This is a genomic window from Amycolatopsis sp. CA-126428, from assembly GCF_002904335.1.
Classification (GTDB): Bacteria; Actinomycetota; Actinomycetes; order Mycobacteriales; family Pseudonocardiaceae; genus Amycolatopsis.
This window is the reverse complement of sequence record NZ_PPHF01000139.1, coordinates 21,278-40,421: the sequence shown is the minus strand read 5'-3', so window position 1 is coordinate 40,421 and position 19,144 is coordinate 21,278. Positions and strand designations below refer to the sequence as shown.

Annotated in this window: 20 protein-coding genes and 1 pseudogene; 11 read left to right on the top strand and 10 right to left on the bottom strand. The window is 73.0% G+C overall.

Annotation, left to right across the window (positions count from 1 at the left end; translation table 11 throughout):
* Nucleotides 1-34: 34 nt before the first annotated feature.
* Nucleotides 35-916: an AAA family ATPase gene (locus tag C2L58_RS34735; protein ID WP_103341873.1), complete on the top strand. Its 882-nt coding sequence runs from the start codon at nt 35-37 to the stop codon at nt 914-916.
* A complete protein-coding gene (locus tag C2L58_RS34730) occupies nt 913-2,280 on the top strand; it encodes a vWA domain-containing protein (protein WP_103341872.1) in 1,368 nt (455 codons plus the stop codon). Before C2L58_RS34735 ends, C2L58_RS34730 begins: the two co-directional genes overlap by 4 nt.
* On the opposite strand, the gene add is transcribed toward C2L58_RS34730, so the two are convergent.
* Nucleotides 2,258-3,232, bottom strand: coding sequence for an adenosine deaminase (add, locus tag C2L58_RS34725; RefSeq protein WP_103341871.1), 975 nt, complete (start codon nt 3,230-3,232; stop codon nt 2,258-2,260). The two genes, C2L58_RS34730 and add, sit on opposite strands and share 23 nt — an antisense overlap.
* A gap of 162 nt (nt 3,233-3,394) precedes the next feature.
* Here add and C2L58_RS34720 point away from each other — a divergent pair, with 162 nt between their 5' ends.
* Nucleotides 3,395-3,610, top strand: coding sequence for an antitoxin (locus C2L58_RS34720; protein WP_441296351.1), 216 nt, complete (start codon nt 3,395-3,397; stop codon nt 3,608-3,610).
* Between the two features lies 1 nt (nt 3,611).
* Here C2L58_RS34720 and recQ read toward each other — a convergent pair whose 3' ends face one another.
* On the bottom strand, nt 3,612-5,450 hold the full coding sequence (gene recQ / locus C2L58_RS34715; protein ID WP_103341869.1) for a DNA helicase RecQ: 1,839 nt from the start codon (nt 5,448-5,450) through the stop codon (nt 3,612-3,614).
* 68 nt (nt 5,451-5,518) lie between these two features.
* On the opposite strand from recQ, the gene C2L58_RS34710 reads away from it, so the two are divergent.
* Nucleotides 5,519-5,947 carry a DUF6314 family protein gene (locus C2L58_RS34710; protein WP_103341868.1) on the top strand — a complete coding sequence of 143 codons (429 nt, stop codon included), beginning with the start codon at nt 5,519-5,521 and terminating at the stop codon, nt 5,945-5,947.
* Here C2L58_RS34710 and C2L58_RS34705 read toward each other — a convergent pair.
* On the bottom strand, nt 5,944-6,687 hold the full coding sequence (locus C2L58_RS34705; RefSeq protein WP_103341867.1) for an SDR family oxidoreductase: 744 nt from the start codon (nt 6,685-6,687) through the stop codon (nt 5,944-5,946). The two genes, C2L58_RS34710 and C2L58_RS34705, sit on opposite strands and share 4 nt — an antisense overlap.
* A 263-nt stretch (nt 6,688-6,950) precedes the next feature.
* Between C2L58_RS34705 and C2L58_RS34700 the strand changes: the two genes are divergently transcribed.
* The 3 genes from C2L58_RS34700 (at nt 6,951) to C2L58_RS34690 (ending at nt 8,938) form a co-directional block, all read left to right on the top strand.
* Nucleotides 6,951-7,682 carry a hypothetical protein gene (locus C2L58_RS34700; protein WP_103341866.1) on the top strand — a complete coding sequence of 244 codons (732 nt, stop codon included), beginning with the start codon at nt 6,951-6,953 and terminating at the stop codon, nt 7,680-7,682.
* Between the two features lie 2 nt (nt 7,683-7,684).
* Entirely contained in the window at nt 7,685-8,350 is a 666-nt protein-coding gene (locus C2L58_RS34695) for a hypothetical protein (protein ID WP_103341865.1), read from the top strand.
* Nucleotides 8,351-8,422: 72 nt separating this feature from the next.
* Complete coding sequence (locus C2L58_RS34690) at nt 8,423-8,938, top strand: mycothiol transferase (protein WP_103341864.1); 516 nt, start codon at nt 8,423-8,425, stop codon at nt 8,936-8,938.
* Here C2L58_RS34690 and soxR read toward each other — a convergent pair.
* The 5 genes and pseudogenes from soxR to C2L58_RS34665 form a co-directional block, all read right to left on the bottom strand.
* Nucleotides 8,926-9,405 carry a redox-sensitive transcriptional activator SoxR gene (soxR, locus tag C2L58_RS34685; protein ID WP_103341863.1) on the bottom strand — a complete coding sequence of 160 codons (480 nt, stop codon included), beginning with the start codon at nt 9,403-9,405 and terminating at the stop codon, nt 8,926-8,928. The two genes, C2L58_RS34690 and soxR, sit on opposite strands and share 13 nt — an antisense overlap.
* 203 nt (nt 9,406-9,608) lie before the next feature.
* Nucleotides 9,609-9,704: pseudogene (locus C2L58_RS50960) on the bottom strand (NADPH-dependent FMN reductase); the annotation flags it as partial.
* A 169-nt stretch (nt 9,705-9,873) separates the two neighbouring features.
* Nucleotides 9,874-10,359: a hypothetical protein gene (locus C2L58_RS34675; RefSeq protein WP_103341862.1), complete on the bottom strand. Its 486-nt coding sequence runs from the start codon at nt 10,357-10,359 to the stop codon at nt 9,874-9,876.
* Nucleotides 10,356-11,765: a sensor histidine kinase gene (locus tag C2L58_RS34670; RefSeq protein WP_103341861.1), complete on the bottom strand. Its 1,410-nt coding sequence runs from the start codon at nt 11,763-11,765 to the stop codon at nt 10,356-10,358. The genes C2L58_RS34675 and C2L58_RS34670 overlap by 4 nt, the downstream gene beginning before the upstream one ends.
* Nucleotides 11,762-12,451: a response regulator transcription factor gene (locus tag C2L58_RS34665; RefSeq protein WP_103341860.1), complete on the bottom strand. Its 690-nt coding sequence runs from the start codon at nt 12,449-12,451 to the stop codon at nt 11,762-11,764. Before C2L58_RS34665 ends, C2L58_RS34670 begins: the two co-directional genes overlap by 4 nt.
* 116 nt (nt 12,452-12,567) lie before the next feature.
* Between C2L58_RS34665 and C2L58_RS34660 the strand changes: the two genes are divergently transcribed.
* Together C2L58_RS34660 and C2L58_RS34655 are read left to right on the top strand one after the other, a co-directional pair.
* Complete coding sequence (locus tag C2L58_RS34660) at nt 12,568-13,464, top strand: phosphatase PAP2 family protein (RefSeq protein ID WP_103341859.1); 897 nt, start codon at nt 12,568-12,570, stop codon at nt 13,462-13,464.
* A gap of 63 nt (nt 13,465-13,527) precedes the next feature.
* Nucleotides 13,528-14,904: a pyridoxal phosphate-dependent decarboxylase family protein gene (locus tag C2L58_RS34655; protein ID WP_103341858.1), complete on the top strand. Its 1,377-nt coding sequence runs from the start codon at nt 13,528-13,530 to the stop codon at nt 14,902-14,904.
* On the opposite strand, the gene C2L58_RS34650 is transcribed toward C2L58_RS34655, so the two are convergent.
* Complete coding sequence (locus C2L58_RS34650; RefSeq protein ID WP_233226105.1) at nt 14,901-16,526, bottom strand: thiamine pyrophosphate-dependent enzyme; 1,626 nt, start codon at nt 16,524-16,526, stop codon at nt 14,901-14,903. The two genes, C2L58_RS34655 and C2L58_RS34650, sit on opposite strands and share 4 nt — an antisense overlap.
* 40 nt (nt 16,527-16,566) lie before the next feature.
* Here C2L58_RS34650 and C2L58_RS34645 point away from each other — a divergent pair, with 40 nt between their 5' ends.
* Together C2L58_RS34645 and C2L58_RS34640 are read left to right on the top strand one after the other, a co-directional pair.
* The gene (locus C2L58_RS34645) at nt 16,567-17,241 is read left to right on the top strand and encodes a GntR family transcriptional regulator (protein WP_103341856.1); all 675 of its coding nucleotides are present in this window, start codon (nt 16,567-16,569) and stop codon (nt 17,239-17,241) included.
* A gap of 39 nt (nt 17,242-17,280) precedes the next feature.
* Nucleotides 17,281-18,126: an alpha/beta fold hydrolase gene (locus C2L58_RS34640; RefSeq protein WP_103341855.1), complete on the top strand. Its 846-nt coding sequence runs from the start codon at nt 17,281-17,283 to the stop codon at nt 18,124-18,126.
* On the opposite strand, the gene C2L58_RS34635 is transcribed toward C2L58_RS34640, so the two are convergent.
* A complete protein-coding gene (locus tag C2L58_RS34635; protein ID WP_103341854.1) occupies nt 18,100-19,104 on the bottom strand; it encodes a pirin family protein in 1,005 nt (334 codons plus the stop codon). The genes C2L58_RS34640 and C2L58_RS34635 overlap by 27 nt on opposite strands.
* Nucleotides 19,105-19,144 lie beyond the last annotated feature (40 nt).

The window sequence follows — 19,144 nt, the reverse complement described above, 5'->3', positions numbered from 1 at the left end:
CGCTCCTGGTGAGCGACCGCTTAGGAGGCACGTGGTGGGCACCGGATTCTTCACCTCCGTCGACGACGTGTCGGCCCGGCTGGCCGAGGCGGGCTACCTGGCGTCCACGGCGGTGGCGACCACCGTGTTCCTCGCCGACCGGCTCGGCAAGCCGCTGCTGGTCGAGGGGCCCGCCGGTGTCGGCAAGACCGAGCTGGCCAAGGCCGTCGCCCAGGTCAGCGGCTCGCGGCTGGTGCGCCTGCAGTGCTACGAGGGCATCGACGAGGCCCGCGCGCTGTACGAGTGGAACCACGCGAAGCAGCTGCTGCGGATCACCGCCGGCCGCGACGAAACGTGGGAGGCCGCGCGCACCGACATCTTCGGCGAAGAGTTCCTGCTGCGCCGCCCGCTGCTGACGGCGATCTCGTCGGACGAGCCGACCGTGCTGCTGATCGACGAGACCGACAAGGCCGACATGGAGGTCGAGGGCCTGCTGCTGGAGGTGCTCGGCGACTTCCAGGTCACCGTCCCGGAGCTCGGCACGATCACCGCCACGCGCGCGCCGTTCGCCGTGCTGACGTCCAACGCGACCCGCGAGCTGTCCGAGGCGCTGCGCCGCCGGTGCCTGTTCCTGCACATCGACTTCCCGGACGAGGACCTCGAACGCGACATCGTCCGGCTCAAGGTCCCGGGCATCGACGCCGCCCTCGCCGATTCCGTCGTCCGGGTGATCGCCGCGTTGCGCGCGATGGACCTGCGCAAGCTGCCGTCGGTCGCGGAGACGATCGACTGGGCGCGCACCCTGCTCGCGCTCGGGGCGACCGCGCTGGACGAGCGGGTCGTGCGGGAAAGCCTCGGCGTCGTGCTCAAGCACCAGGACGACATCGCCAAGGCCGGCGCCGGCCTGAAGCTCGAACAGGTCCTGGACGCGTCGTGACCGGCGGCGTGCCGGAGCGGCTCGCCGCGTTCGTCAAGGCGCTGCGCGCCCAGGGCATCCCGGCCGGCCCCGCCGAGACGGTCGACGCCGCCGCGGCGCTGGAGGTGCTCGGCCTCGACGACCGGGCGCTGGTGCGCGAAGGCCTGGCCGCGGCGCTGGTCCGGCGCGGCGGGCAGCGCGCGGTCTTCGACGCCGCCTTCGACCTCTACTTCCCGGCGGGGATCGGCACCCCCGAGCGGGCCCGCGAGGAGCGGCCGTCGACGCTGGAGGAACTGCGGGAAGAGCTGGCCGCCGCGCTCGCCGACGGTGACCAGCAGGCGTTGTCCCAGCTCGCCGGCCTCGCCGTCGACATGCTGGGCCAGTACGGCTCGGCGTCGGGTCCGGGCGGCGGCTTCTCGGCCCACCAGACCCTGGAGCGGCTCCAGCCGCAGACGCTGATCGCCCGGGTGCTGGCCGCGGTCCGCGGCGGCGGCGCGCGCGGCGAGTTCACCGACCGGTTCGACCGCGACGAGATCCGCCGCCGCGTCGAGGGCTTCCGCGGGCAGGTCCGCACGGAGGCGCGGCGCCGCGCGGCCGAGATCCGCGGCCGCGAACGCGTCGCCAAGCACGCCATCGCGCCGTCGCCCGACCGGGTCGACTTCCTCATCGCCAGCCGCACCCAGCTCGCGGAGCTGCGGCGCACCATCCAGCCGTTGTCCCGCAAACTGGCGACGCGCCTGGCCGCCCGCCGCAAGCGGACGACGCGCGGCCAGATCGACCTGCGGCGCACGCTGCGCCGGTCGCTCTCGACCGGCGGCGTGCCGCTGCGCCCGGCCTACCGCCACCGGCGGCCCGGACGGCCGGAAATCGTGCTGCTGTGCGATCTTTCCGGCTCGGTGGCCGGGTTCGCGAACTTCACCATGCTGCTCGTGCAGGCGCTGCGCGACCAGTTCGGCAAGATCCGCGTGTTCGCCTTCGTCGACAGCGCCGACGAGGTCACCCACCTGGTCACCAGCGGCGCGGCCGACCCCGAACACCTGGGCGCGCGCATGCTGTCCGAAGCGGCGCTGGTGCGCTGGGACGGCCACAGCGACTACGGCGGCTCCCTGCGCCAGTTCACCGAGAACTGGCTGGACGCGATCGGCCCGCGGACGTCGGTGCTGATCCTCGGCGACGCCCGCACCAACGGCGGCGACCCCAACCTCGACGCGGTCCGCGCCATCAAGTCCCGCGCCCGGCACGTCTACTGGCTCAACCCGGAACGGCGGTCGCTGTGGTCCACCGGGGACTCGGCGGCGCTGGAGTACGCCGAGGTCGTGGAGATGCACGAGTGCCGCACGGTGCACCAGCTCGGTACGCTGGTCACCCGCCTGCTGCCGGTGTGAGCCAGGCGTCGATGCCGCGCAGGATGGCCTGTTTGGTCGCTTCGGGCGCGAAGGACGCCGTGACGCTCGCACGGGCGAAGTCCGCCATCGTCGTGTCGTCGTAGCCGAACGCCCGTTGCACCCGGGCGTACTCCTCGGCCAGGCCGGCGCCGGTGACCGACGGGACGTCGGTGTTGAGCGTGACCGTCAGGCCCGCGTCGAGCAGGCGGGGGAGCGGGTGTTCGGGCAGCGACGGCACCAGCCCCAGCGTCACGTTCGACGACGGGCACACCTCCAGGGCCAGGCCGCGCGCCCGCACTTCCGCGACCAGCGAAGGGTCGTCGAGGACGCGGATGCCGTGGCCGAGCCGTTCCGTGCGGCCCACTTCGATGGCCTCGCGGATGCTGCCGGGCCCGGCGTCTTCGCCGGTGTGGTGCAGCAGGTGGATGCCGGCCGCATGAGCCTTTTCGAAAAGCGTCGCGAACGGCCGGAGCGAGTGGTTTTCCTCGCCCGCCATGCCGATCGCGAAGACTTCGTCGTACTTCAGCGCGAGGTCGAGGGTGCGCCCGGCCCGCTCGACCGAGCGGCGCCGGGAGTGGTCGAGCAGCAGCCGCCACGCCAGGTCGGTGCTCTGCGATAGTCCTTTGAGGACGGAGGCCAGCGGCATTTCGAGGTCGCCCAGCCGTTCCCCGTGCGAGGCCGCGGTGAAGGTGACTTCGGCGTAGCGCGTGCCCTGCGCGGCTTCGTCCTCACAGTACTCGCGCGCGATGCGTTCGAAGTCTTCCGGACGCCGGAGGCAGGACCGGATCAGCGCGTTGTAGTCGGCGAAGGCGCGGAAGCCGTCGAACACGGGGGGCTCGCCCGGGACGTCGACCCCGTTCGCCTCGCCCAGTTCGCGGAGCGTGGCGGGGCGGATCGTGCTCTCCAGGTGGACGTGCAGGTGGGCCTTCGGCAGGGCGGCCAGGTCGCGCATGATCGCGAGCCTAGGGCCGCGCGGCGGCGGTCCGCGCGGCCTTTTCCGGGGCCGGCCGCGGCGGGCCCAGGTTTTGGCCCTCGTCACACGGGGAACCTCCGGGTGGTTCGTCCGCGTTGTCAGGATGACCGCAACCGACGAGGGAGGGCCACCGTGCCTCTGATGAAGAAGCTGACCATGCTGGCCGGCGCCGCCGGTGCGGCTCGCGCCTACGCCAAGAAGAACCCCGAAAAGGTGAACCAGGCCGTCGGCAAGGCCGCGAAGTTCGTCGACGGCAAGACCAAGGGCAAGTACCACCAGCAGATCGCCGGCGCGGTCCGCAAGGTCAACTCGGTGACCGGGCAGCCGGGCCACCCCGGGCCGGCCACCGGCCGGTAGCTCACTCGGCGGTCAGGACCTCCAAGAGCCCCTCGCCGTACTTGGCGAGCTTGTTCTCCCCGACGCCGCTGACCGTGCCCAGATCCGCCAGCGACGCCGGCCGTTGCGTGGCGATCTGGCGCAGGGTCGCGTCGTGGAAGACGACGTAGGCGGGCACGCCCTGTTCCTTCGCGGTGGCGGCCCGCCAGGCCCGCAGGCGTTCGAACAGCGGGGCCGCCTCCGCGGGCATCTCCACGACCGCGGCGGCGGCCTTCTTGGCGCTGCGGACCTTCGCGGCGGGCGCCCGCTCGGGTTCGCGCCGCAGCAGCACCTGGCGACCGCCGCCCAGCACCTCGGCGCTCGTCTCGGTGAGCACGAGCGAGCCGTAGTCGCCTTCGACGGCGAGCAGGCCCTGGGCGAGCAGTTGCCGCACCACCGCCCGCCATTCCGGCTCGCGCAGCTCGGTGCCGATGCCGAACGTCTTGAGCGTGTCGTGCTGGAACTGCGTGACCTTCGGCGTGGACTTGCCGAGCAGGATGTCGATGACCTGGCCGGCACCGAACTTCTGGCGCCGCTCGTTGCGCAGCCGCACGACTGTCGACAGCAGCTTCTGCGCCGGGATCGTGCCGTCCCACTTCTCCGGCGGGTTCAGGCACGTGTCGCAGTTGCCGCACGGGCCGGCCGGCTGCCCGAAGTAGTTGAGGATCTGCACGCGGCGGCACTCGACCGTCTCGCACAGCGCGAGCATCGCGTTCAGGTGCGCACCCAGCCGCCGCCGGTGTGCCTCGTCACCCTCGGACGTGTCGATCATCTTGCGCTGCTGGACGACGTCCTGCAGCCCGTACGCGAGCCAGGCGGTGGACGGCAGGCCGTCGCGGCCCGCGCGGCCGGTTTCCTGGTAGTAGCCCTCGACCGACTTCGGCAGGTCGAGGTGCGCGACGAACCGGACGTCCGGTTTGTCGATGCCCATCCCGAACGCGATCGTCGCGACCACGATCAGCCCGTCCTCGCGCAGGAACCGCGACTGGTGCTTCGCGCGGGTGCGCGCGTCGAGCCCCGCGTGGTAGGGCACCGCCGGAATCCCGTTCTGCACCAGGAACTCCGCGGTCTTCTCCACCGAGTTCCGGGACAGGCAGTAGACGATTCCCGCGTCACCCGGGTGCTCGGTGCGCAGCAGCTCCAGCAGCTGCCGCTGCGGGGAGTTCTTGCCGACGATCCGGTACTGGATGTTCGGCCGGTCGAAGCTCGCGACGAAGTGCCGGGCCTCGTCGAGGTTCAGCCGGGCGGCGATCTCCTTGTGCGTGGCCTCGGTCGCGGTCGCCGTCAGCGCGATCCGCGGCACGTCCGGCCACCGCTCGTGCAGTGCCGAGAGCTGGAGGTAGTCGGGCCGGAAGTCGTGGCCCCACTGGGCGACGCAGTGCGCTTCGTCGATCGCGAACAGCGAGATCTTGCCGCGGTCGAGCAGCCGCACGGTGGATTCCACCGAAAGCCGTTCCGGGGCCAGGTAGAGCAGGTCGAGCTCGCCGTTCAGGAACGCCGACTCCACCTCCTGCCGCGCCGCGTAATCCTGGGTGGAGTTGAGGAAACCGGCGCGGACGCCGGCGTTGCGCAGCGCGTCGACCTGGTCCTGCATCAGCGCGATCAGCGGCGAGACCACCACGCCCACGCCGGGCCGCACGAGCGCGGGAATCTGGTAGCACAACGACTTCCCGCCGCCGGTGGGCATCAGCACGAGCGCGTCGCCGCCGGCGATCACGTGCTCGACGATCGCCGCCTGGTCGCCGCGGAAGCTGTCGTAGCCGAACACGCGCCGGAGGGTCTCCAGCGCGTCGGACGCGGGTGCGAGGTCGGTCTCTGCCACCCGCCCGACTATAGAGCGGGGGTCCGACAGTTCCGGCCCGCCCCGCCGCGGGGTGCCAGAATGGGGGCGTGCAGTACTGGCCGGTTCCCGATCTCGCCGCGTATTTCGGCGGCGCCTGGCGCCTGGACCGGGAAATCCGCACTACGGACGGCGACCCCGCGGGCGAGGTGACCGGGACCGCCACCTTCACCGAGGCCGGCGGCGTCCTCGTCTACCACGAGGAGGGCGAGCTGCGGCTCGGCGGTCACACCGGGCCGGTCACCCGGACCCTGCACTACCGCCCGGCGGGCCCCGGCCGCGCGTCGGTCCACTTCGACCACGGCGGCTTCTTCCACGACCTCGACCTGCGCGAAGGCCACTGGACGGCGGACCACCCCTGCCGGGCCGACCACTACCGCGGGGAGTACCGCGTGACCGGCGCCGCCCGCTGGCGGCAGGAGTGGGCGGTGCGCGGGCCGGCGAAGGACCACGTCATCGTCAGCCGGTTCACCCGCTAGACGATGCCGCCGTTCGCGCGCAGCACCTGGCCGTTCACCCAGCGCGCCGGACCGGCCAGGAACGCGACGACCTCGGCGATGTCCTCCGGCTGCCCGAGCCGCTCCAGCGGCGGCTGCTTGGCCATCCGGGCGATGGTCTCCTCGTCCTTGCCGTCGAGGAACAGCGCGGTCGCGGTCGGGCCGGGCGCGACCGTGTTCACGGTGATGTCGCGGCCGCGCAGCTCGCGGGCCAGGATCATGGTGATCGCCTCGACCGCGCCCTTCGTCGCGTTGTAGACGCCGTAGCCGGGCAGGTTCAGCCCGAGCACCGACGTCGACGTGGTGATCACCGCGCCGCCGTCGCGCACCCGCCGCGCGGCCTGCTGGGCCACCGCGAACGTGCCGCGGATGTTGGTGCGGTGCACGCGGTCGAGGACCTCGAAGTCGGTGTCGGCGATCGGGGTCGGCGGGTTCATCACGCCGGCCAGGTGGGCCACGACGTCCACGCCGCCGTACGTGCGTTCCGCGGTGTCGAACAGCTCCGCGACCGCGGCCGGGTCGGCCACGTCGGCGCGGGCCGCGATGGCCCGGCCACCGCGCGCGGTGATGGCCTCGACGGTGGCGGTGGCCTCCTTCTCGTTGCCCGCGTAGTTGACGACGACCGCCATGCCGTCGGCGGCCAGGCGCTCGGCGACCTGGCGGCCGATGCCGCGGGAGCCGCCGGTGACGATCGCGACGCGGGACTCGGTGGGGGTGCTCATCGGTTCCTTCTTTCCGGTCCGGGCGGCATCGGTGGCCGCCGCTTCACTCGAACTGTTATCAACGATACTACTATATTGATAACGCTGCTAGCTACGCGGTGTCATCACCGTCACCTCGCCGTGCGGGTCGCGGGCATCCGGCCGTATCGACGCCGCCGGACGGCCGAATCCCGAGGTCAGGAGCCCCGTGCCCGTTTTCGGCCGAGGTAATCCGGGAACACCGCTCGCATCGGGGGCTTGACATCCTTGAAGGAGTTTGAGCGATGCCCACATGGCTGATCGTCTTGATCGTCGTCGTGGCCGTCGCGGTGCTCGGCGCCGTGATCTGGCTGGTGACGCAGGAAATGCAACGAAAACGGCTGCAGCAGCGGTTCGGTCCCGAGTACGACCGCACGGTCGCCGAGAAGGACAGCCCCCGGGCCGCGCAGCGCGAGCTCGCCGAGCGGGAACGCCGGCACAAGGAGCTCGACATCCGGCCGCTTTCGACGTCGGCGCGCGAGCGCTACGTCCGGGAATGGGCGCAGGTACAGGAAAAGTTCGTCGACGAGCCGGCCCCGGCGGTCGCCGAGGCCGACCAGCTGCTGAACTCGCTGATGGCCGAACGCGGCTACCCGACCGAGGGCTACGAGCAGCAGGTGGCCGACCTTTCCGTGCGGCACGCCAAGACCCTCGAGCACTACCGGGCCGCGCACACCACGCAGCAGAAGCGGGACGGTGCGTCCACTGAGGACCTGCGGGACGCGATGGTGCGCTACCGCACCGTGTTCGAGGACCTGCTGACCGACGGCGCCGGCGAGGAGCAGCACGACCACCACGACCGCCGGAACGGGCACGACCACGATCGTGACCGCACCGAGCAGCGGGCGGCCGACCGCCGCGACGCCGGCCGTGACGACAGCAACCGTCACGAGGCCGAGCTCCACGAGACCGACCGTCACGAGACCGAGCGCCAGGCGTCCGCGAACCCGCGGACCGAGTGGAATGGAGGACGTTGACCATGACCGAGCACCTGACGCGGCACGACGCCGAGGACGACCGGGACCTGACGGGGCGTGAGGACGTGCACGAGACCGGCGGCTACCGGGACGACAGCACCACCGATGTCCCCGGCCACGAGCGGGCGGACTTCCGCGAACCGGACACCGCCGACGACGAACAGAACCTGAGCACCGCCGACCTGGCCTCGGCCGGGCGCCACGATGCCGACGACACCGCCACTTCCTACGGCTCGGGCGGGGACGTGGAAGCGCCCGCCGGATCGGGCGGGGACGTGGAAACGCCCGCCGAATCGGGTGGCGACGTCGAGACGCCCGCCGCGTCGGGTGGCGATGTCGAGACGCCCGCCGGCTCGGCCGGGAACGGGGAACGGCCGGCGGCGTCGGGTGGCGACGTGGAGACGCCGGAGCTGATCGACGAGGAGAAGGTCACCGGCTTCCGCGAGCGCTGGCAGAACGTCCAGACCGGCTTCGTCGACGACCCGAAGCAGGCGGTCCGGCAGGCCGACGAGCTCGTCGCCGCCGTGATCAGCGCGCTGGCCACCACCTTCGCCGAGCACAAGAGCGAGCTGGAATCCCAGTGGCAGCAGGGCGAACCGGCCACCGAGGAGCTGCGGATCGCGCTGCGCCGCTACCGCTCGTTCTTCGACCAGCTGCTGCCGCGGTAGCGGACGCGGTTTGCCGGCGGGCATGATCGGGTAGCACCGCGGGAAACGGTGTCAGCAACGGGAGGCAACCGGATGAACGTGGCCGATCTGCTCGTCGAAGGGTTCAGCCGGGTCCAGGGCACGGTGCACGCGGCGGTGGACAAGCTCACCGCCGGGCAGCTCGGGACCCGGCCGGACGACGAGGCCAACTCGATCGCCTGGCTGGTGTGGCACCTGAGCCGGGTCCAGGACGACCACGTCGCCGACGTGGCCGGGACGGAGCAGGTGTGGACCGGCCAGGACTGGCTTTCCCGGTTCGGCCTCCCGTTCCCGGCCGGTGACACCGGCTACGGCCACCGCCCGGCCGACGTCGAAGCGGTCCGCGTCGAGGAACCGGACCTGCTCACCGGCTACTACGACGCCGTGCACGAGCAGACCGTCCGGTTCGTCGCCGGTCTCGGCGAGAAGGACCTCGACCGGATCGTCGACGAGGCCTGGGACCCGCCGGTTTCGCTGGGCGTGCGCCTGATCAGCGTCCTCGACGACGACATCCAGCACGCCGGGCAGGCGATGTACCTCCGCGGTCTGCTGGAGCGTCAGTCTTCGTAGCCGCCCCCGCGGTGGTCGGCGAGGCGCCGCGGCCCCGGGCCGTCGGCGCCGAGCCGGTCGCCGGGGTTGGCGAGCCGGCACTTGGCCAGCGACATGCAGCCGCAGCCGATGCAGTCGTCCAGCTGGTCGCGCAGCTGTTCCATCTGGCGGATCCGCGCGTTCAGGTCGTCCTGCCAGCACCGGGAGATCCGGGCCCAGTCGGCGCGGGTGGGCGTGCGGTCGTCGGACAGCAGGCCGAGCACTTCCCGGATCTTCGACAGCGGCATGCCGACCCGCTGGGACATCCGGATGAACGTCACCCGCCGCAGCGTGTCCCGGCAGTAGCGCCGCTGGTTCCCCGCGGTGCGGCGGCTGTGGATGAGACCTTCGTCCTCGTAGAAGCGCAGGGCCGACGCGGGGACTCCGCTGCGCCGGGAGAGTTCGCCGACCGTCAGGTCGGGCAGCGGCCGGGCCGTGGCGTTCACCATGGGCACAGCCAACCACAGCGGCGCCCTTGACCTCAAGCGAACTTGAAGTCTCACCCTTGGTGCGAGAGCAAGAACGTCTGCGTGTCAAGGAGGAAGTGTGCCGGAAGCGCCGAGCCGGGTCGCGTGATCGTGGGAAGTGTCCGGGAAGGACGGTTCGGGCCGGTGGTGGCGGACTGGCTGGCCGGGGTCGCGCAGGCGCACGGCCCGTGGAAGCTGACCGTCTCGCGGATGGTCACGGCGTGCAGCTCCGCGAAGACCGCCCGCAGGTGCTCGACCGCGCGCAGCCCGCCCGAAATCCCAGCGCCCAGGCGCGGTTCGGGGACGACGGCGTGCCGAACGACGCCGCGGCGGGCGTCGCGGCGAAGGCGATGCTCGACCAGCTGGGCTGGTGGGCCCGGTCGCTGGCCGAGGCCCGGGCGGCGCGCCCTTACCCCGGCTGAGGCTTTGGCGTCATGTCGACATCGGCCCTCACGCCTGGCACGTCTGGTAGGGCAGCAGGACGTCCGGGCCGGCGAGGGCCACGGTGCCGTCGGCGGTGTACCCACCCTGGGCGGCCAGCGCCGCGAACGCGGTGCAGACCAGCTGGTTGATCCCGGCGCCGGTGATCGGCCGCAGCGGGAACGGGACGGTGATCGTCGTCGGCGGGCCGGGGGTCGAGGTGATCCTGCCGGAAAGGCGGGGGAGGTCCGTCGTGTACCCGCCTTCCCGCTCGTCGGCGGACGGTCCGTCCATCAGCAGCGCCAGCGCGGACTCGATGCCTGTCACCCCGCCGGAGGGCCGCACCACCGGGGTCACCCGGTCGGCGAGGACGAAGTAGAGGATCGGTTCGGTGCCGCGGCCGTCGCTCGCCGGGCTCCGCAGGGTCGGCGCCGGGCCCGCCTCGAGCACCGGTGTCGGTTGGATCCCGCACCCGCTCACCAGCAGCAGCACCGCGAGGACGGCGAGTTTCTTCACGGCGCCTCCCGGGGCAGGCGCAGCTCGAACCGGGCACCGGTGCCCGTGTTGGCCGCGACGATGTCGCCACCGTGCAGCCGCGCGTTCTCCCGGGCGATGGAGAGCCCGAGGCCGCTGCCCTCGGACCGGGTGCGGGCGATGTCGGCCTTGGTGAAGCGGTCGAACACCTTCGGCAGCACGTCGGCGGGGATGCCCGGGCCGTGGTCGGTGACGGTGAGCACGACGTCACCGTGCTCCTGCCGCAGCACCACCTCGACCGGCGGCGCGCCGTGCCGCAGCGCGTTGCCGACCAGGTTCGCCACGACGATGTCGAGCCGCCGCCGGTCGAGGCCCGCCCTGATCCCCGGCGGCAGGTCGGCGACCAGGTCGGTCCCCGGTGCCCAGCCCCGGGCGGCGAAGGTGTCGGTGATCGCCGCGGCGACGTCCAGCCCTTCCCGGAGCAGCTCCGCCCGCCCGGCGTCGAACCGGGAGATCTCGATCAGGTCCTGCACCAGCCGGGTCAGCCGGCGCGTCTCGGCCGACACCAGCCGCGCCGCGACCGCGGTGTCCGGCGGCAGCTGCTCGGCGTCCTCGTCGAGCACGTCGGTGACCGCGTTCATCGCCGCCAGCGGGGTCCGCAGCTCGTGCGAGACGTCGGCGACGAACCGCCGCGCGTCCGCCTCCATCGCGCGCAGGCTGCCCATCGTGCGCTCCAGCTCCGCGGCGGTGTGGTTGAACGTCGTGACCAGCTGCGCGAGCTCGTCGGAGCCCTTGGCGCGCAGCCGCACGTCCAGCCGGCCGCGGCCGAGCTGGCTCGCCGCGGCGTTCAGCGCGCGCACCGGCCGCAGCACCTGCCGCGCCGCCAGCAGCGCGACCCCGACGGCGACGGGCAGGGCCAGCGCGGAGAACAGAAACGCGTTGCGGGCCAGCTCGTCGATCCGCTCCTGCTGGTCGATCAGCCGCGTCATCGAGTAGACCTCGAGGCCGCTCGGCCGGCCGCTGGGGGTCTGCACCGGGACACCGACGAAGAACAGCGGGAAGCCCTGGACGTCGACGCGCTGGAAGTGGATGTCGGTGGTGGTGGCCACGGCGTGGCGCAGGTCGCCCGGCACGTCGTCGATCGACAGGCCCGAGGTCGCGTGCAGGTCCCGGTAGACGACGAGGGCGTTGCTGGACTTGAGCGCCGTCGCGAAGGCGTCGAGCGTGGGCTGGGTCGGCGGCAGCGACATGGTGGGCAGGTAGGCGGCGATCTGGTCCCGCAGCTTCAGCATCGTCTGGTCCTGGACGCCTTCCAGGATGGCCCGGCGCGCGAAGACGTAGCTCACGCCCGCCGCGGTGGTGGCGCCGAGGATCATGATCACCGCGAACGCGGCCACCAGCCGGGGCCGCAGCCCGGCGAGCCAGGACCGGATCCGCGGTGCCGTCACGACCGGCCGAACCGGTAGCCGAACCCCCGGACCGTCTGCACGTGCTCCGGGTGCGCCGGCACGTCCTCGATCTTCGCGCGCAGCCGCTGCACGCAGGCGTCGACGAGCCGGGAGTCCCCGAGGTAGTCGTGGTCCCACACGGCGGAGAGGATCTGCTGGCGGCTGTACACCTGGCCGGGTGTGCGCGAGAGCTCGAGCAGCAGCTTGAGCTCGGTCGGGGTCAGCGACACCGGCGTGCCGCGCTTGGTCACCTGGAGCGCGGCCCGGTCGATCACCAGGTCGCCGTGCCGCTCCTCGGCCGCGGCGGGCTCGCCCGGCCGCTCACCGATCGCCCGGCGCAGGACGGCCCGGATCCGCGCGTCCAGCACGCGCGGCTCGACCGGCTTGGCGACGTAGTCGTCCGCGCCCGCTTCGAGCCCGGCCACGACGTCGAAGTCGTCGCTGCGCGCGGTGAGCATGATGATCGGGACCGGGCCGGACGCCCGCATCCGGCGGCAGGTCTCGAAGCCGTCCATGCCGGGCAGCATCAGGTCGAGCACGACGATGTCGGGCCGGTGGCGCACGAGCCCCTCGATGCCGAGCTCACCCGATTCCGCGGTGTGCACCACGTGCCCCTGCCTGCGCAGGGCCAGCTGCAGCCCCTCCCGCACCGCCGCGTCGTCCTCTACCACCAGTACCTCGGCCACGGCGCCATTATTCGGAAAAGCGCACGTCATGGCGACCCGGGCGGATCTTGTAGCGAAACCATGACATCGCGTTGACGGGATCCCGAAAAGCTCGTTCCAGACTCGGGGACATGGCAGTGATCCTCACCGACGCACCTTCCGCGACCCGCCCGCCCCGCCCCGCGCTCGTGACCCGGGCCGCGTCCCGCACGGCGGTCCTGGCGGCGAGCGCGGCCGGGTTCGCCCTGGCTTTCGTCGCGGCCTACCTGCTCTTCGTCCGCACGGAGGCCGGCCGCGGCGTCGAAAACGGCGTCGTCCGCAGTGCCCAGTCGGCGGGGACCACGGTGGACTGGGCGGCCCCGCTGCGGGAGACCGACCTGGTGGTGGCGCTCGGCGGGGTCGCGGTCCTGATCGTGGCGATCGCCCTGGTGCGGCGGCGGCCGGCCCTCGGCGTGCCGGCGCTGGTGCTGCTGGCCGCGCCGCTGGTGGTGGCGCAGCTGCTCAAGCTGTACGTCCTGGAGCGCCCGAGCACCGGCGACCGCCTCGGCGTGGCGAGCCACAACAGCTTCCCGAGCGGGCACGCCAGCGCGGCGATGGCCGTGCTCGTGGCGCTCGCGATCGTCCTGCCCCGCCGGTTCCGGCGGCCGGCCCTGGTGACCGGGGGCTTCGGCGTCGCCTGGGTCTCGGCGGCCGCGGTGGCCCTGGGCTGGCACCGGTTGAGCGACACCGTCGGCGGCTGCTTGCTGGTCGCGGCGGTCACCTGCGCCGGGGCGGCGGTGGTGTCCGCCCGCCGCCCCGACGGTGACCGGGTGCCGCTCGTGCCGGTGGTGACCGGCTTCCTGGCCCCGCTCGTCCTGGTGCTGGCCGGCTACGCGGTCCTGGCCACGGCGACGTCGGGCGCGGCCCAGTTCGTGGCGGCGCTGGTGCTGGCGGCGCTGTCGTCGATGGCGGTGGTGCTGCTGCTGGCGGCCCCGTTGCGCCGGGTGGCGTTCGACCCGGCCGAGTCCCGGGTCCGCCGGCTCCGCAGGCGCTGACCGGACCAGTTTCCGGGGATTGGCCCGCGACAACGGGATGCCGCCGAGCCTAGCGTCGGCGAGATGGACCCGAGGCTCGCCGAAGACCTGCACGCCCTGCCCGATCTCCTCGGCGCCGCAAGCAAACTCGCGGCGGAGGCGCTCGCCGGGCTGGACCGCCGGGCGGCGGCCGTCCCGCCCCGCCCCGTGGTGCCGGCGCCCTTGCCGGCTGCCGGCGCGGGTGCGCGGGGTGCGCTGGACGAGTTCGCCCGGCGCTGGGAACCGGGCTTCGCCGCCAGCGCCGGTCCGCGGTACCTCGGCTTCGTGACCGGCGGGGCCACCCCGGCCTCCCTGGCCGGCGACTGGCTCACCGCCGCCTACGACCAGAACCCCGCCAGTGGCATGGACTCCTCGGCGCAGGACCTGGAACGCGAGACCGTCGGCTGGCTGGCCGAGCTGTTCGGGCTGGGCCCGGAGTTTTCCGGCGCGTTCGTCACCGGCGCCACGATGTCCACGGTGACCGGGCTGGCCATCGCCCGCGAGTGGCTCGGCGAACGGGCCGGGGTGACCGTCTCCACCGAAGGCGCCGCGGCGCTCGGTCCGGTCACCGTGTTCTCCGGTTCACCGCATTCGAGCGTCCTGAAGGCGTTGTCGTTCCTCGGAATGGGGCGTTCCGCCCTGCGGCAGGTGCCGGTGCTGCCGGGCCGCGAAGCCGTCGACGTCGCGAAGCTCGCCGAAGCGCTCGAGACGCTCGACGGCCCCGCCGTGGTCGTCGCGAACGCGGGGACGGTCAACACCGTCGACTTCGACGACCTGCGGGCGATCGCCGCACTCAAGCAGCGGTACGACTTCTGGCTGCACGTCGACGCCGCGTTCGGCGGGTTCGCCGCGCTGGCCCCGGACCACGCGGCGTTCACCGCCGGTCTCGACCAGGCCGATTCGGTGGTCGTCGACCTGCACAAGTGGCTCAACGTGCCCTACGACTCGGCCGTCCAGTTCACCCGCCGCCGCGACCTGCAGTTGCGCGTGTTCAGCAACAACGCGGCCTACCTCGGCGAGATCGGCGACACCCCGGACTTCCTGCACCTGACACCGGAGAACTCCCGGCGGCTGCGCGCACTCCCGGCTTGGTTCTCCCTCGTGGCGTACGGCCGTGCCGGGCACCGCGAGATCGTCGAGCGCTGTGTCGCGCTGGCCCGCGACCTGGGCGCGCGCATCGACGGCTCGCCGCACTGGCACCTCCTCGCACCGGTGCGGCTCAACGTCGTCTGCTTCACCCCGGCGGCCGAACGGGACATCGATGCCCTCGTCCGCGCGATCGCCGAGGAGGGGACCACGTTCCTGACCCCGACGGTGTACGACGGCCGTCCGGCGTTGCGCGCCGCGTTCAGCAACTGGCGGACGACCGAGGCCGACGTCGAGCGGGTCTTCGCCGCCCTCCAACGCGTGGCCGCCGGCTAGCTGCGGTCCGAATTCGGCATCAGGTACTTCCACGGCGACGCACCGACGCCCAGTTCGCACGGCACGTGCACCACCGCCGGCCGGCCCGCGGCGAACGCCTTGTCCAGTGCGCCGCGCAGGTCGTCCGGGGTGCGGGCGGTCAGGCCGAGCGCGCCGAACGTGTCGGCGAGCCGGGCGAAGTCCGGGTTGCCCAGCCGCCCGCCCAGCGCGCGGCCCTCGAACAGCCGCTCCTGGTCGAGGTGGACGTTGCCGTAGTAGCCGTTGTCGAACACCACCGCGACGACGTTGAGTCCGTATTGGACGGCGGTGGCGAGTTCCTGCGCGGCGAACATGAACCCGCCGTCGCCGGCCACCGCAACCACCGGACGGCCGGGGAAGGCCGCCTGCACGCCCAGCGCCGTCGGGTAGCCGAAGCCGAGCGTGCCCTGGTGGCCACAGGTGACGAACGTGCGCGGGGCGTAGACCTCGAACCCGAAGTAGGACGCGAAGCCGACCTGGCAGATCTCCTCGACGAAGAAGCCGTCGCGCGGGAGCACGTCCCGGATCGCCCGGAGGTACTCCAGTTCCGGCCCGACGTCGGTGACGCGCTCGGTCACGGTGGCTTTCAGCGCGGTGAACTCCGCCGTCCGGTCCGTCCGTTGTGGACCGGCGGCGGCGGTGAGCGCGGCCGTCGCGTCGGCGGCGTCGGCGATGATCGCGACGTCCGCTTCGAGCCGGGTCGCCTGCCGCGGGTCGATGTCGAGCAGGATCGTCTTCAGGCCGGCGGGCTTGCCCGGCCAGCGGAACCACGACAGCTCCATCCGCGAGCCGATGCCGATCACGACGTCGGTCTCGGCCCACCGTTCGAAACCCGAGACGCAGGTGAAGCCGAGCGGGTGGTCGTCGCCCACGATGCCGCGTCCGCCGCGGAACGGCACCACCGGCGCCTGCAGCCGCTCCGCCAGCGCCCGCACCTCGGCGGCGGCGTGCCGGGCGCCGCCCCCCACCATGATCATCGGGTGCTTCGCCGAGCGCAGGAGTTCCGCGGCTTCCTCCACGCCGGCCGGGTCGACGGCCGGCCGGGGCAGCGGCAGCGGGCCGGTGACCGCGGCCGGCGCGCGCAGGCCGAGCACGTCCCACGGCACCGCCAGCGAAACCGGCCGGGGCCGCCCGCCGGCCGCTTCCCGGAACGCCGTCGCCAGTGCGTCCGGCACCTCCACCGGGTGCTCGACCAGCGCCGACCACTTGGTGATCGAGCGCAGGGTCGCCAGCTGGTCGGGCATTTCGTGCAGGTGCCCGAGCCCGCGGCCGAGGTACGCGCGCGGGATCTCGGCGGTGAGGCACAGCACGGGTGCGCTGGCCCCGTGTGCCGAGAGCAACGCGGCGGATGCGTTGAGGACGCCGGGGCCGGGGACGACGGTGCAGACGCCGGTGCGGCCGGTCGCCTGCGCGTACCCGAACGCCATGTAGGCGACGGTCTGTTCGTGCCGGGCGCCGATCACGCGGATGTCGCCGCCGGTGCGGGCGAGGCTGTCGAACAGGTCGTAGGTCTGCACGCCGGGCAGGCCGAAGACGGTGTCGACGCCGTGGGCGCGCAGCCCGCCGACGATCAGATCGGCCGCGGTCGGGATCACCGGGGACATCGGCATCGCCTCCTGGGGGTCACTCGCCGGCGGACCATATATGGTTTCCTACATGATTGGCGCGTCCGCGGGAAGACCGGTCACCAAGTCGCAGCTGGCCTACGAGACGATCAAGGCCCGGATCCTCGAAGGGCGCTACGGGCCCGGCTATCGGCTGGTGCTCGACCAGATCGGCCGCGAGCTCGACGTCAGCGCGGTGCCGGTCCGCGAGGCTCTGCGCCGGCTGGAGGCCGAGGAGCTGATCGAGTTCGAGCGGAACGTCGGCGCCCGGGTGGTGGCCATCGATCCGGTCGCCTACCAGCACGCGATGCAGACGGTGGCGATCGTCGAGGGCGCGGCCACCGGCCTCGCGGCGCCGCTGCTGACGGCCGAGGCGCTGGGGCGGGCCCGCGCGCTGAACGACCGGATGCGCCGCAGCCTCGCCGAGTTCGACCCGGTGGCGTTCACCGCGCTGAACGCCGAGTTCCACGAGGTGCTGTTCGGCGCCTGTCCCAACCCGAACCTGGCCGACCTGGTCCAGCGCTGCTGGACCCGGCTGGCGGCGGTCCGCGACAGCACGTTCACGTCGGTGCCGGGCCGGGCGCCGGAGTCGGTCGAGGAGCACGAGCGGCTGCTGGCGCTGATCGAGGGCGGGGCGGAACCGGACGAGGTGGAGCGGTTCGCGCGCGGCCACCGGATGGCGACGCTGGAGGCCTATCTAGCCCGGGAGCGGTGAAGCTTGTTTCCCCGGGCCCGGGGATGCCAGGGTCGGGGCGTGCCGATCTTCTCCGCGCCGGACGGAACCGCGCTCGTCGTCCACCTCTCCGGGCCGGGCGCCGGGCCGCCGGTGGTCTGCCTGCCCGGCGGCCCGATGCGGGCCGGCCGCTACCTCGGCGACCTCGGCGGCCTGACCACCCGGCGCCGCCTCGCCGTGCTGGACCTCCGCGGCACCGGCGACTCGGAAGTGCCCGCCGACCCCGCCACCTACCGGTGTGACCGTCAGGTCGAGGACGTCGAGGCGCTGCGCAAGCACCTCGGCCTCGAACGCTTCGACCTCCTCGGGCACTCGGCCGGGGCGAGCCTGGCCGTCCGGTACGCGGCCCGCTATCCGCGGCGCTTGAGCCGGCTCGCGCTGATCGCGCCGAGCCCGCGAGCCGTCGGCTTCGACGTACCGCCCGGGGAACGGCGGCGGATCATGGCCCGGCGGGCCGGCGCTCCCTGGTTCGCCGGCGCGGCCGCCGCCTACGAATCGATCGCCGCGAAGAAGGCGACCAGCGCGGACTGGGCCGCCTTCGCGCCGCTGTACTACGGCCGCTGGGATGCCGCGGCCCGGCAGCACCAAGCCGGCGAAGCAGGCCAGCGCAACGGTGCGGCCGCCCGGATCTACAACTCTGACGGCGCCTTCGAGCCCGAGACGACCCGCGCCGAGCTCGGCGCCGTCACCGCTCCGGTGCTGGTGCTGGCCGGCGAACTGGACTGGATCGCCGGCCCGGCCGTCGCGGACCGCTTCGCCGCGCTGTTCCCGGACGCCCGCGCGGTCGTCCTGCCCGGCGTCGTGCACTACCCGTGGCTGGACGACGCGCCCGCGTTCGGGTCAGCCGTGGGCGGTTTCCTGGCCTGACCCGGGGTTGCGGCGGGGTTTGATGCGGACCGCCGGCAGCGGGGGAGCGGGCAAGCGCTCGCCCGCATAGCCGGTGACGCTGCCGAACTGTTCCGACCCGGCTTGCCACGCTTCGCGGAACGCGGCGATCTCTTCGTGGGTGCGGCCGACGAAGTTCCACCACATCAGGATCTCTTCGTCGAACGGCGTGCCGCCCAGCAGCAGGAACCGGGCCGGTTCGGTGCCGCGGTTGCTCAGGGTCAGCGACCGCACCCCGGTGCCGACGTAGCCCAGCTCCGCCGTCCGGACGCGGGTCCCGGCCACTTCGACGTCGCCGGTGTCGGCCAGCACGCCGTGCTCGAAGCCGGGGTCCACGCCGAGGGACATGTGGGCGTCCGGCCCCAGCACGACTTCCGCGCCCAGCAGCGGGCTGAACGTCGGGATCGGCGACGTCCGGCCGGCCAGCGAGCCGAGGAACACGCGGATTTCCGCGCCCTCGATCCGGTTCACCGAGGGGACGTAGTGGTCGAACGCCGGCGCCGTGTCGCGGTGCCGCTCGGGCAGGGCCACCCAGAGCTGGACGCCGTGCAGCGTCTTCGTGGCGGCGGTCGAGACTTCGGAGTGGCAGATGCCGTGCCCGCCGGTCATCAGGTTCAGTTCGCCGGGCCGGACCATCGCGTGCGTGCCCAGGCTGTCGCGGTGTTCGATCTCGCCGGAAAACAGCCAGCTGACGGTCTGGAGCCCGGTGTGCGGATGCGGCGCGACGTCCATCGCCCCGGGCCCGCTGACCTCGTCGGGGCCGTAGTGGTCGGCGAAGCACCAGGCGCCGATCAGCGACCGCGACCGCTGCGGCAGGGTCCGCCGCACCCGCATCGCCCGCGGCCCGCCGAGCGGCACCGCCCGCGGAGCGAGCACCTCGACCACGGGCCGATCGGGATCGGCGGCCGCGGGCCGATCGCCACAGGCGAGTTCGGCGGGGGCGGCCTCGGTGTTGCTCATGCCCGCCACGGTAGTCGGGATGGCCGCCGGGGCGCGGCAG